The organism is Bradyrhizobium sp. CCBAU 45321 (assembly GCF_028128975.1).
Lineage (GTDB): Bacteria > Pseudomonadota > Alphaproteobacteria > Rhizobiales > Xanthobacteraceae > Bradyrhizobium > Bradyrhizobium yuanmingense.
Map to the genome: position 1 here is coordinate 32,191 of NZ_LFKZ01000013.1, position 13,477 is coordinate 45,667.

Genomic DNA, 13,477 nt, shown 5'->3' on the forward strand with positions numbered 1-13,477 from the left:
TCACCTCTCGGCCGCAGCGCGCGCCGCAGCTTTTGCTGCCCGCTTCGGTTTCGCAGCGTCGGCGGCTGTCGCCAGCAATTGCGCCGACACTTCCTGGAGATAGACCTTCTGGGCGCCGAGTTCCCGCTCTCCAAAGCCGAACCGCTCTCGAGCCAGGCGGTGTATGGTCTCGATCTCTTCGACGTGTTCTTGCGCTTTCAACGAATGGGTGACGCTCGCGGCGTGGCGGCGGTGAACGTTGAGAGGATCCGCGATATAGACGATTTTCGCGCCCGGCATCTCAAGAGCCTCGAGATAGAGCAGCCAATCGCCAGCCATCCGGAACTCCTTAAGACGGTCACGGCAGGCATTGAGCGCGCGCAACAGCGCCTCTCGGCGCCACAGAACCGAGCTGACATTCAGAATCGTATTCCGGACGCCGAGGTAGCGGGCCACGAAGTCGCGACCATCGAACACATCGGTCCGCGACAATGCGCCTGGCTCGATTGTAGCGTAATAAGGCTTGTAGCTCGCATAGAGATGCGCCCCATCGGCATCGATGGATTTGGAGTCGGTGAAGCCGAGCGCGATATCGGGGTCACCGCTCATCAGTGCGAGCAGGCTGGAGATGAAGGTCGGCTCTGAGAGATCGTCGGCCTCGGCGATCCAAAGGAAGTCCCCCTTCGCCATCTCGGTAGCCTTGGCCCATTGCGCGAACACCGAGCCGGAATTCTGTTCATTGATCACAAGCGTAAGATCGCGCTGGCGCTGATCCGCAAGCTTCACGATGACGGAAATGCTGTCGTCGGATGAGCAGTCGTCGAGGACGATGACCTCCTCGACCGGATGGTTCTGGTCGAAAATGGTGTAAAGCCGCTCCGGCAGGCAGTGCGCGTAGTTGTAGTTCGGCACTGCAACCGACACGGTGGGTAGTGACGGAACGGCAAGCCGCAAGAGATCGCGGACATAATCCGAGAAAGCGAACTTGGTCTGAATGATTTCGGTCATGTGAGTACGCTCGGCGTCCGATGGCGTCCAGCGCAGAAAGTTCTCCACGGCCTGCGCCATCGCCGGCACATCACAATAGGGCACCACGCGGCCGATGTTCTCCGTGCGAAGGAAGCCCGGGATGCCGCCAGAGTTCTGGAATGCAACGACAGGCACGCCGACGCTTAGCGCCTCCAGCGCCACCGTCGGGAACGGATCCTCGCGCGAGGTCAGCGCGTAGACGTCGGACGCGGAATAGAGCGCCTGCATGTCCGAACGAGAGCCGGCGAGATGAAAGCGGCCCGTAGCCTCAGCTTGCCTGATCTCCGGTCCGAGCCATTCCAGGAGACCGGGATCGATGCCCCCGGCCCAACAGAAATGGACATTTCCATTGCGTCGTCGAACCAAATTCCAGACTTGCAAAAACAGGTCAAAGCCCTTGCGCAGATCGGCATAGCCGACGCCGAGCACCATCTTGTCGGCAGCTGCGATGCCAAATTCCTTGCGAACGAGCCCAGCTTCCGTCGGCGCTGGCTCGATCTGCTTGTAACTACCCTGCGCGCGAATGAGGAAACGCTCATCGGTCCTATCAAGCCCAAGCGCTTCGACGAGCTTGTCGCGCACGAAATCCGAGGCGAACACCACACGATGCGCACTCTCAATCGCCGCGCGCGCGACCTCTTCCAGATGCTTCTCGTGCAGGATCCGCGGCAATTCGTGGACCAGGGAAACGGTCCGAAAACCCATTTCGACGAGGAATTTCGCGGCGCGCCCGCTCGCGGCCGTGTTGGCGATGGCCGCTGTAAAGCCCTTTTCCCGGAAGTGTCGTAGGATCGCAGGGATCTCGGAAGCCTGCTTGAGTACGGTGAGCGGCGCGACGGAGGCGTATTCGGCCTCCATCGCTCCGCCCTGAAGCAGGAGAAAGTCGATCTCGATATTAAAAGCGCTGCGCAGCGTCTTGCCGATGTTCAGCAAGAGATGCTGCGCGCCGCTGGGGAACGCATCATGTCCGACCAGCAGAATCTTGGGCACTGACAGGTCGCGGGTCAGACCAGTGGCCGCGCGCGCGGTGGCATTTAGGTAAGCCGAACCGAAGTGGAGATCGGGCTCGAGATACGCGCCCTCGCACCATTCGTTCCAGGCATTGATACAGACGAACGATTCGCCGAAGAAGGTGTGGGTCTGCGCTTGCTCGACCAGCGCTGACAACCACGCCTCGTATTTTTGCGGAGTCGAGCCCTGGATCACCAGGCCCGCGCCTTGCCGGCGGGCATCGTTGTCCCAGCTCGGCACCACCGTCTTGATCAGCGGAAATTTCGGACGCGGCTCGTTAAGCGAATATTTGGCAACGTTGTCGTAACTGTAGATCTGCCCCGCATAGGTATCGTCCAGGATCTTAGCTTCGGAGTTCACCAGCGGCACGTGTTTGGTGAGCTTGTGCGGCGGAAATTCGATCACGCCGTCCATGCCGTTCGCGGTTGGATCGTATTCATCAAAACTCTGGCTCATGATGATAACTGGATCTTCGTTGAATCTCTTCGCGAAGATCGCGCGCCAGCGCGCGATGACGTTTGCCGTGTCCGGAATGAGGCGCGGCCGATAGATCATCAGGAGCGGACGACCCTGGACACGGATATAGCGTTTGTCCTTGAAGTGCCGATTGAAGTCCGACAACAGGCGCTCGTCATCGTCGGACAGGTAGTCCTGCGAAATCAGGACCTCGCCCTCCATGCCGTCCCATCGCCGCGTCCAGTTCTCGTTGGCCCACATCAGGCAGAACGGCATGTTGATATCGCGCGTCTTCAGGAATTGCTCAAGCGGCTTTTCCAAGAGGCGCTTGCCATTGAACCAATAGTAGTAATAGACGAAGCCGTGGATGCCCGCCGCCTTGGCGAACTTCGCCTGCTTGCGCATGGTTTCGATGTCAGCGAGAGAGTAAAAACCTAGGTCGCGCGGAATCCGCGGCTGGTAGTGATCCTTGAACCGAGGTATGCCGCGCGCAATATTCGTCCATTCGGTGAAGCCGGTGCCCCACCATCTGTCGTTCTCAGGGAACGCGTGAAACTGCGTCAGATAATAGGCCAGCAGCTTGGCGCGCGGCTTTGCGCCAGGCGGCAATGGACGCAGTTCCTCGAACAACGGGCTCGGACGGGTGAACCGCTTGATCTCGGCTGGAATGGTGGCTTCGTTCTCCGGAGGTGACGGATAGATGCCATCCTCGTGGCGATGCTCGAGATAGTGCAGAAGCGGATTCTGGTCCGTCTTCCCTTTGAAGTAGCGCTGAATGTAGAACTTGGTGTCGAAGTCCGCCGACGGGTTGCGCCCTTCCTTGTAACCATGAAAGATGAAGTGCTCGAACGGATCGACGCCGGCCGCGGCGACGTCCTGATAGTTCTGAAGATAGTATTGCGCGTCAAATTCCGGGATCGGGCTGAACGGGCCCAGTCGGCTCTTCAGATAGTGCGCGAGCGGGCTCTCGCCTTCTGGAATGCCGTACTTCTCGCGATACCAAGCCGGCTGAAAATAGGGGCTTGGCCGCCGCCCATCGCGCTCGCCGACCATCGCATAGTGCAGGAACGGATGCACATCCGTGTCCTGCACGTCGGGATAGGTTGTGACGTACCAAATCGGGTCGAAGATCGGATTTGGCTTACGACCTTCCCTGTAGCCATAGAGGAAGAAATGCTCGAACGGATCGGCGCCGACCGCGATCACGTCCGGATAACTCGCCGCGTAGAACTCCTCATCGAACAGACCGAGGCCCTTGAGGGTGCGCGCGGCATCTCCAAGGGCGGTGGCCGGCGCTGGCTGCTCGACCTCGCGCGGCGGCTCCGTCTGTCTGCTCGCCGGTCCCTCGGTAGCGAGCTCCTTCGCGGAACTGTTTAGTTTTGTGGCGCCCGGCTCTGACCTGGATTGCAGCCTTGCAGCCGCGCTGCGCCTCGTCCGAGGTTCTCTTTGACCGGCGTTGCGCGCGAGCTTCGAAAGGAAATCAGCCATTGTTACTCACTCATGCATTGGACGGTTTGTTCCGCAGAACGCTTCTGTCTCCGGCGTGAAAGTTCCGTCGCGTGTCGCGCAGATCGACTGGAGGCGCCGGACGGCGCCTTCATTGCCTTGCCGCGCCGCGTATTGATACCAATTGACTGCTGTGTCGCGATCTTGCGCGGTGCCTCGGTCCGACATCAACACGTCGCCCAGCGCAACCTGCGCTTCCGCCATGCCTCGCTCGGCAGCCCTCTGAAACCATTCCGTCGCCTTCGTCGCGTCGGCCTCGCGCCCCTGTCCCTTCCCGAGCATCACGGCGAGGTTGTACTGCGCGACCGCATGTCCCTGCTCCGCAGCGGCCTCGTACCAGTTCACACCCCGTGCAAGATCCAGGCCCACTCCGTGGCCCGTGCAGTACATGACGGCGAGCTGGAATTGTGCTGCTGCATGCCCCGCGCGCGCCGCCTTGGCCATGCATGATGCTGCTGCCTGCGCATTCCCCACGCCGCTCTTGGGATCCAGATGGACAAGTCCGAGCATGTACTGCGCCTCGACATGGCCGGCATCCGCCGCGCGCGTGAGCCATCGGGTGGCGCCTCGCATATCGGTGGTCCCGCCGAACTTACCCATCTTCAGCGCGCCCAGTTGAAACGCCGCCGGAGGATGACCGGCCTCGGCGGCCTCTCCCAGCAAGGAGTGCGCGCGTGCAACGTTATCCTCGGACGCGTCACGAGAAAGCAGGAAGAGCGCATAAGCGGTCTTGGCGTCAGGATCTCCGCTACCGGCGGCCCGGCTCAGCCATTCCGACGCCATTTCCTGATCTTTGGGAACGCCCGCACCGATCGAATAGAGCTTTCCGAGTTGCACCTGTGCGGCGCTGATGCCACCATCTGCGGCACGCTCGAACCATTTGATCGCTGCCTCCACGTTGCGCTGAACGCCGGAGCCGTTGAGATAGAAGATCGCAACGTTGAATGCTGCAGTGGCATGACCATTTTCGGCCGCGCGCTCGAACCATTTCGCGGCTTGACGGATGTTGGGCGAGACACCGACACCAGTCGCATAGAACCGGCCGACGAAGAATTGCGCCTGCACATCGCCGCGCTCGGCCGCCTTCTCGTACCAAACTGCCGCCTCCCGCAAATCGGGCTCCGCATCGGCACCGTTCGAATAGAATTCCGCGAGTGCCTGAATTGCCGGAAGGTAATCCTTCCGCGCCGCCTTGCGCAGCGCGGTCTCGGCGCGATCGAGGTCTTTGGCGACGCCCTCGCCGCTGAGCCGTAACAGGCCGATGTTGTAGAGTGCGATCGGATCATCACGCGTTGCCGCACTCTGGAACAGGCGCGCAGCCTCAGGCGGATTCTCGGGCAAGCCCATACCCTTCAAAGTCATGAATGCGAGCCCAATCTGCGCCCTCACGTGATCCTGCGCGGCGGCCTTGCCATACCAGATCGCAGCCTGCGCGAAATCGACGAGTACGCCACGTCCCTGATAATAGACATCACCGAGCGCGAACTCGGCCGGTGCAAACTTCTGATCGGCCGCCGCCTGATACCAACGAAGTGCAGCAGCGAAGTCTTTCGTGCACCCCTGCCCCTCGCTGTAGAGATTGCCCAGGATAGTCTGAGCATCCGCTTTGCCGGCTTCGGCCGCGGCCGATATCCAGCGAAACGCGGCGCTAATATCCTTCGCGACACTGGTCCCGTGCGGGAATATCAGGTGATGCACACTCGACGCGGTATCGCCCAATCGCGCGGCGGAAGATTGACGCCAAGTCTCCGGCCTATTCGGTCCGAGGCTGGCGTTGACTCCGTACAGATAGATCAGGCCGAGTTGATATTGCGCGTCGGCGTGACCTCGCTGCGCCGCGCGTTCGTACCACACCGCGGCATCCGGAATGCTGCCGGCCACTCCCTGGTTCTTGGCGTAGAGCATGCCGATCCGATAGTCCGCTTCCGCGTCGCCGTTTTGCGAGGCACGCTTCCAGAGCTTAAGTGCGTCCAGATAGTGTCTGCGCTCGAACGCTGCCTCGGCCGGACCAAGCCGCCTTTCGTCAGATCCGTGAGGCGCGGGCCGAAGCCATTGGAGGAGCGATCGGGTCAATGCCGTCATGGCTCACGCATGGCCTCCCGGATGCCCTTCAGCATTCCGCCAAGCAGATACATTCCGACCGCTCGCGTGCCGACATGGACGTCTCCCGCAAGCGTCATGCCAGGAATCAGGCGGAAAGTTTTCGGGACATCCTTGAAGTTGGACGAGTCCACCGAGCACCGCGCCTTGTAGTAGGCTTCGATAGGCTTTCCATCGTCGTCGGTGGTGAAGGCGCCCTCGCTGATCCAACGCACTTTGCCATCGGCTGTACCATGCTCCGCGGCATTGAACGCATCGATCCGCATCGTGCAGGGATCTCCGGGCCGAATGAAACCGACATCGCGCGAGGCGATGCGAATTTCAGCCTCGAGCTTGGTGTCGGTCGGCATCAGCGTAATGAAGGGATCGCCGGGCTTCAGCACAGACCCGACCGAGAGCCTTGCCATCGTCAACACGACCGAATCTTCTGCGGCGGTCAATCGGACCAGATCCTGGTGCCTGAGCGCCTTCTCATAAGAGGCTCTCGCTTCGTCGAGCTTGTTGCGGGTCGTCACGAGATCCTGACTTAGTTGCGCAAACCATTGCTGCTTGAAGGCGTCACGGTCCGCGATTGACGCGGCGAGCGTATTCTGAGCTTCGATTAGGCTGTTGTGGGTGTTCTCCAGGGTCCGCAGCAATTCAAGCCTTGTATCCTGGGAGATAAACATGTTGAGCTGCGAGCCCGTGCCGTGCTCGGCCAGCGTCGTGCGCATGGTCTCGATCTTCTGCAAGATCTCGTCACGCTGCCGATATCTCGCATCGTCCCCGCGAAGCTTCACCATGGTTGCCTGGGTCTGCTTGATCTTCGAATCGAAGCTATTGATCTGCGCGGTATATTGCGCCGTCCGCTGATCATAGAGCGCCTTCTGCAAGGCTGCGTATTTCTGGTAGTCTGGGTCCGGCTTGTTCGCAAAGACCAGCGGATGCGGGTTCAGCTCGGCTTCATCGCGCGCCACCTGAGTCTCGAGGCTAGCGATCTGCAACTTCGCCTGGGTTAGGTCCGCCGACGTAAAGGTCGCATCCAGGGTCGCAATAAGCTGTCCCGGTTGCACCTGCTCGCCTTCCCGCACGTCAATCGTCTTAATGATCGATGGATCCAGCGCTTGAAGGACGCTGATCTGTCCCACCGGCACGATCCGCCCCCCAACGCTGGTTATGACGCGATCTATCCGCGTCAGAGCCAGAATGGCAACGATCGCGACAAGGAAGGCCGAGAGCACAAACAGCGTTGCTCGCGCGACCAGAGGCTCAGCCTCCTCTCGGATCGCATCCGTTTCCGATTGAAATTGGCGAACGGTCGCAAGCGCACCATCAGGAGACAAGCGTCGGGCTCCCGAATCTCGGCCGTTCGTTGCGGACTGCCGGCACCAAACGCTTGTTCTGCTGATACCACAGCGAGCTGTAGATATCGTTGCGCGCCAGGAGCTCCTCATGCCGCCCGATATCGTCAACCACACCACGATTAAGCACGAGAATTGCGTCCGCCTTTGTCAGGGAAGACAGGCGATGCGAGATGATGATCAGCGTCCGGCCATGCGCGATGCGCGTTATGTTGGCGTTCACGATCGCCTCACTGTCGGCGTCGAGCGCGCTTGTCGCCTCATCGAGAATCAGGATGGGCGGGTTAACGATCAGCGCACGCGCGATCGCAAGCCGCTGCCTCTGCCCTCCCGAGAGGTTCGGCGAACCTTCATAGATATGCGTCTCGTAGCCGCGCGGCAGCTTATCGATGAATTCTTCCGCACCCGCCAGCCTCGCCGCCGTGACCACATCGTCGAACGACGCGTCCGGCTTGGCCGCGGTGATGTTTTCGCGGATGGTCCCACTGAAGAGAAAATTTTCCTGGAGCACGACACCCACGTTACGACGGAGATGGTCGATGTCGTACTCGCGAACGTCAATGCCATCGATCTTGATCAATCCGTCATAATCGCAATGCAGCCGCTGCAGCAACCGCGCAAGCGTGGTCTTGCCAGATCCGCTCCTGCCCATCACGCCTAAAGTAGTCCCTAGCGGAATCTCGAAGGAGATGTTGTTCAGCGTCGGCGATAGCGCTCGCTTGTATTTGAAGGTGACGCCGGAGAACTCCACCTTGCCCGCTAGCGGCGAACGCACGCCATGGCCGGAACGTCCCCCTTCGGGAGGAAGGTTGACGAGATTGCCGACGGTTGCAACCGCACTTCGTGCCTCGTCGTATTGATTGATGAGCTGCGCCATCTGCATCAGCGGACCCGAGACGCGCTGTGACAACAGCAGGAATGAGAACAGCGCGCCGATATAGACCGGGTCGTTGCTTTCGAGCGCGAGATAGACGCCGAGCGCATAGGAGCCACTGACGGCCAGCCGCTCCAGCGGACGCACCACCGACTGGATGGCGTTTCCAGTCATGCCTTCCACGAGCCGGGCCTTGGCAAGTCGTGCGACCAGAACATCCCACAAGTGGCGCTGCCGCGTATCGAGCGCGAGGGACTTGATCGTCCGGATGCCATTTAAGGTCTGAACCAAAAACGCGCCCTGCGCGCCCTCCGCGGCCAGCACGGCAGTCGACGCCTTGCGGTAATTCGGCAACATTAGGACGAGCCACGCGACGATGAAAGCCGACAAGGCGAGCACCACGAACGTCATGACGGGGCTGAAGAATAACATGACGGGCAGGAAGAACATCAGCGTCGTAGAATCGAGAATGGTGCCGAACAATTGCCCCATTAGGAACGAGCGGATGCGAAAGACTTCGCGAATGTCGCGCGCGACGAGGCCGACGGGCGTCTGCTCAAAATAATCGATGGGGAGATTGAGGACCTTGTCGAAGACGTAGGTCGACAATTTGACGTCCAGCCTGGTCGTCAAGCGATGGACAAGGAGCTGTCTCAAGAACGAGAACGCCGCCTCGAAGGCTATGACTGCCAGCATCGCGACGCAGAGCACATAGAACGTGTTGTACGCCTTGTAGAAGATCACCTTGTCGGACAACAGGCGCCAGAACATGATCGGCGCCAGGCCGAGCAGCCCGAGGATCACAGCGGCAATCGCGACGTCGCGGACCATGCGGCGTTCGCGGAACAACAGCGCGGCTACGAGGCCAAAACTGAACGGCTGCGCTTCGTCCGATATCTCGTAGCTGCGCTTAATCAGGACCAGATCGCCGGACCAGATACCTTCAAAGCGTGGTTGGTCGATCACGAGCAGCGCGTCTTCCGCGGCATTCGGGTCCCTCAGCACGATGCGTGTATTGTGGGCGTCTCCCTCGACACGCAGGAGTACCATGTGGCTCCCATTGCGAAGCCGAATGATGACCGGTAGCGCCTTCTTCAGATGAGACAGCCCGCTCCAATCGAGCTTGACGCACTTCGCGCGCATGCCTGCTTTCTCCGCACAGCGGACAAGCTGATGGAGTGTGACGTTCTCTTCCCGCAGAAGGTTGTCTTGGATGAGCTGTGAGGACGTGAGGTGCAGCCCGTGCTGTCGTGCGACGATAATCAGGCACGCTAGTGCCGATGCGGGCGCCGCATCGGCCAAGTTTCGTTCATCGGCGCAGTGGACGGTCATTGGGGTCAAGCGATCTGCCATTGTGTTAAGGCGTCACATTCAACCATCAATATAACATTGAGCGGTAAAAAAACCAGCCTCAATCATCGTTAAATTGTGAGGGGTGGCTGGCCGCACTCACCAATACCTCAGGCATTGGCTTCCTGGAAATTGAAGCCGTACTCTAACAAAGACCTTCGGATGGCCTCGTCGTCGGCCTCGGGCATCAGCGCGAGCGCACAGACCTCGAAATTTTGGCTGCTGACCGAAACGGTTGCAAACCCGGCCATCAGCAGGAGACTACCGAGTCGCTCGGCCGTAAATCCGGTGCGGTGGGCCATGTGGACGCGCCCCTCCTCGATGGCGCGCGAATGGCCATAGAGCATGTCCAGCGGCCTGATCGGCCCTGCCGGCGAATGATAGGCTATTGCGCCGATCCCATGCTGGGCTATGAAGTGAGCAACCGATTGCAGATCCGGGCTCATGATCAAGGCGAAACCATCGGGCTTGAGGATCTGGTGGAATTGCCGCAATGTAGGATAGACCTCGTGGGCATACAGGTGCTCGAGCACATGCGATGTCCACACCGCGTTGAAGGACTGAGGCTTGAACGCGCCACTCAACTCAAGGATCGAGCCGATCACATCTGGTTGGACGCCGGGGTCGATGTCGAATCGGGTCTCTTCCCAATCATGGTTGAGCATCATCCGGGCGATGCGCTGTGCCGTACCGGGTCCTGAGCCCGCGTTGAGCAATCGCTTCATCGTGAGAGACCAATCCGTGCCCGCACCGCGCGGTGAAAGGGCCAGATGATAGCACTAGCAAACCACAACACAGCCACCAACGAAAGGACATCCTACATAAGATGCGAAAGCGCTGAGCTCAAAGGCAAAGCCCCGCCATGAGCGGGGCTTTCTCAGCGCAGCTTGCAGGCGCCGATTCAGACCTTCGGCAAGTGCACGTCTCCATCGGTGAAGTGGAGATATTCGACGCCACTGACCACCACCGTCTGGCTGTCTCCGAAGTGCAGCGTGTAGGAGTTCGTCTTCTCGTCGACATCGACCTTGGTGACATCAAAGGAGGAGCGATCGGCGAAATCCACGGTGTCCGAGCCTGCGCCGCCTATAATCGTATCATTTCCGGTGTGGGTCTGAAGATGGAATGTATCGTTGCCATTTCCTCCCTGCAGCGTCGAGTTCGCTCCTGACTCACCGTAGACCCAGAAGACGTCATTGCCGTCACCGCCCGCAAAGACATCGCCCTGAACGCCAATTAGCGTATCGTTGCCATCGCCACCGATAAGCGTGCTGTGTCCCGACGATAGATCTCGCAGAATGTCGTTGCCGCTGCCGCCTTCGAGCACCTGAGCGCCGGTGCCCGCCTCAAGATAGTCGTTACCGCTGCCGCCATCCAAAGTGTCGTTGCCGCTGCCACCATAGATACTGTCGTTGCCTGCGCCGCCGAACAGTGAGCTGCTACCGTGTCCGCCGCGGATCGCGTCGTTGCCGCTACCGCCATAGACCGTGTCGTTCCCATAATCATATAGGTTCACGCTATCGGAACCTTTTCCCATGGCGATGAACACATCATTATGCCCGCCAATCACATCGAGCGTCTTGCCGCCAGCGTCGTCTAAAATAATCGCCTTCAGGTTTGGCGTGGTCTCGACGGTGGTCGACTGCGTAATGTCGAGGATCTGAACGCCTGCTGGAACAGCCCCTCCGAACGGTCCAGACTGAAACGCAGCCTTCGAAGTATCCCCAGGATGATCGCTGTACACTCCGCTACGTTCTAACGAGTCGATCAGTGCCGACCTAACGCTCGCCTCAATGTGATTTCCGTTATGGTGGAGAAACTGGTCCAACTCAGTTTTCGTCAGGTAAGATATAGCCATTGGAGGCCCTTTCGGTTCTTATTGAGGACGACGCGATGCTCCGGTCACGTCAAGGAACTTCACGCTGTGACATCCAGTCGCCGCGCGCGATTGGGAAGATAAGAAACCCGCAGCATATGTTATCTTCAATGTTAAGATTGTGAGTAGTGCGTGTCAAGGACGAAAAATCCAACTGGCCGCACTCATTTCGACCGAGCTTAGCGTCGCAAGTTCGGCGATCTGCTTGCGACACCGGAGGTTCCGAGCCAACACTGCGGGTCGGGGAGGGATATTGCTATCCCCAGGAAAGGGTGGATCAGCCCTGTTCTGCGCCTGATGAGATCCCCACCAACGCGACCCCCTCGCTGAACGTTGGATAGCTTCTGAAGTGGTTGCCCGCAGCAAAGTCGCTTATTCTGCGCAAGAAAGGCCACATGAGCTACGTCGATGTCAGCTCGGCACGTGACTAAGCGCGACTAGGTTGCGATGTGCTTGCCCGAAAGAGTCACGATGCGGAACAATCATGTGACGGAGTCACTGATCCATCGAAGGTCCTTGCGCAACAACCACTTGCCGGGCTATCCAGATCATTGAGATGAAGATGTCAAGACGGAATGCAAGGACGATGTTCCCCATTTGCTACCCAAACACACATTGCGATTGGCGCCCTTCTGCCGGTCCGCTTCAGCTGATCATCACGATGGTCAGCAGCCCCTCGGTCTTCTTCGTCTCGGTTGGGCTAGTTGGGCAATTCCGCCATTCGGGAGGTCTCCGCCGGCAACCCCGTTCCTGCCTAGCTCCCAAGTTTTGCCCCCCGCCAGAAGGCGCTTCATCGTCTTGAACGCTTTCGCTGGTAGCGTTAACAACGGGGCTGTATGATACCTTTGTAGGTTAGCAGACTTCCTTGTATGTTATTTGACAGCACCCGCCCCTCGGTTCAAGCCGGCGGCGAGTTACTTTGTCTGAACCCGTTCTAGTCCGAATGAAAAAACATTCTCATCAAGAGATTAAACTGAAACTCGCTCAGGCGGATGAATTGGCTCGAGCAGGCAGCTCCCAGGTGTCGATCTGTGAGGCGCTTGGCGTGAGCGTTATGACGCTCCATCGTTGGCGGAAACTGCCGCTCAGCAAGGACGTGGGGCAATCTTCAGAGGGGCCTAACGCGGGCAGGGATCCGCCTCCTCCTCATGTTAGCATGGATGAAATGCGTCGTGCGTTGGAAGAGCTTACGGTTGAGAATCGGCGCCTCCGCAAACTTGTCACGGATCTGATGCTTGAGAAGATGACACTCGAAGAGGCTTCGGCACCCAGCTTTGCGTCTGGCCGAGTACACGATCGCTAACCCTAGCTTGTTCATCTCTTGCTCCAAAAGTTGATGCGCACTTCGGCTCCGGTCTCCAGCAGATCGGTCGCGAATGTGTGCCGCCGCGCAGCATCGGATCCTTCAATATCCGACCTCTGTGCGCACACTGACGCGCCGAACTGATCTTCCTCCATCTCGACACCGGGCTGATATATCCGGTGCGGAATGGAGCCGAGGTTCGGTTGCAGAAGCAATCGAGGAGGGCGGTGATGTCGCGCTGGCCCGTACAAGTTTTGGGGATCTCCCGATCGCTGTCGAAGTAGGTCGGGCCGGCGTTGCTGGAATGAATGCTATGCGGCCCTCGTGACGTGGGCAACGGGCTTGATCGTCATGCTGTCGTCGTGAGTTTGAAGGGCCGCTCGCAGAATCCCCAATTGCTTATGTGCCTTTAATCGTCGGAAGCTCTTGTTGGCCTCGATCATGCCGGCCGCAAACCCAGCGCTAGGCCGTACCGGGATCCCGCCGGCGTTTGACGTTGGGCGACGTGAAACGGCGAATGGTGCTCCATGATGTTCTTGGCGATGTTGGTCTTCGGCAGCTTCAACCGGACGACGGTCAGGTGAAATGGACCCGCGGAGCGGGACCGCTTGAACCAGTTTGTTAGTCGCCCGTTGACCTGCCACTGCATTTTCATT

The 13,477-nt window shown here is 59.3% G+C and carries 7 protein-coding genes and 1 pseudogene; 1 reads left to right on the forward strand and 7 read right to left on the reverse strand.

The genetic code is table 11. The features are described from left to right. The 6 genes from ACM43_RS01640 to ACM43_RS01665 all read right to left on the reverse strand — a co-directional run bounded on the left by ACM43_RS01640 (position 1) and on the right by ACM43_RS01665 (position 11,470). Entirely contained in the window at positions 1-3,963 is a 3,963-nt protein-coding gene (locus ACM43_RS01640) for a glycoside hydrolase family 99-like domain-containing protein (RefSeq protein ID WP_244429409.1), read from the reverse strand. Between the two features lie 6 nt (positions 3,964-3,969). Next, on the reverse strand, positions 3,970-6,063 hold the full coding sequence (locus ACM43_RS01645; RefSeq protein WP_271537654.1) for an SEL1-like repeat protein: 2,094 nt from the start codon (positions 6,061-6,063) through the stop codon (positions 3,970-3,972). Further along, entirely contained in the window at positions 6,060-7,403 is a 1,344-nt protein-coding gene (locus tag ACM43_RS01650; RefSeq protein ID WP_036031212.1) for an HlyD family type I secretion periplasmic adaptor subunit, read from the reverse strand. Before ACM43_RS01650 ends, ACM43_RS01645 begins: the two co-directional genes overlap by 4 nt. Further along, on the reverse strand, positions 7,393-9,627 hold the full coding sequence (locus ACM43_RS01655) for a peptidase domain-containing ABC transporter (RefSeq protein WP_050996254.1): 2,235 nt from the start codon (positions 9,625-9,627) through the stop codon (positions 7,393-7,395). Before ACM43_RS01655 ends, ACM43_RS01650 begins: the two co-directional genes overlap by 11 nt. Before the next feature lie 128 nt (positions 9,628-9,755). Further along, positions 9,756-10,370 carry a class I SAM-dependent methyltransferase gene (locus tag ACM43_RS01660; protein WP_244429410.1) on the reverse strand — a complete coding sequence of 205 codons (615 nt, stop codon included), beginning with the start codon at positions 10,368-10,370 and terminating at the stop codon, positions 9,756-9,758. A gap of 176 nt (positions 10,371-10,546) precedes the next feature. Next, a complete protein-coding gene (locus tag ACM43_RS01665) occupies positions 10,547-11,470 on the reverse strand; it encodes a calcium-binding protein (RefSeq protein WP_333919152.1) in 924 nt (307 codons plus the stop codon). Positions 11,471-12,461: 991 nt separating this feature from the next. Between ACM43_RS01665 and ACM43_RS38730 the strand changes: the two genes are divergently transcribed. Next, positions 12,462-12,821, forward strand: a complete 360-nt coding sequence (locus ACM43_RS38730) for a transposase (protein WP_081493076.1) — start codon at positions 12,462-12,464, stop codon at positions 12,819-12,821. 311 nt (positions 12,822-13,132) lie between these two features. On the opposite strand, the pseudogene ACM43_RS01670 reads toward ACM43_RS38730, so the two are convergent. Next, positions 13,133-13,401 (reverse strand): annotated as a pseudogene (locus tag ACM43_RS01670) (IS256 family transposase); the annotation flags it as partial. Positions 13,402-13,477 lie beyond the last annotated feature (76 nt).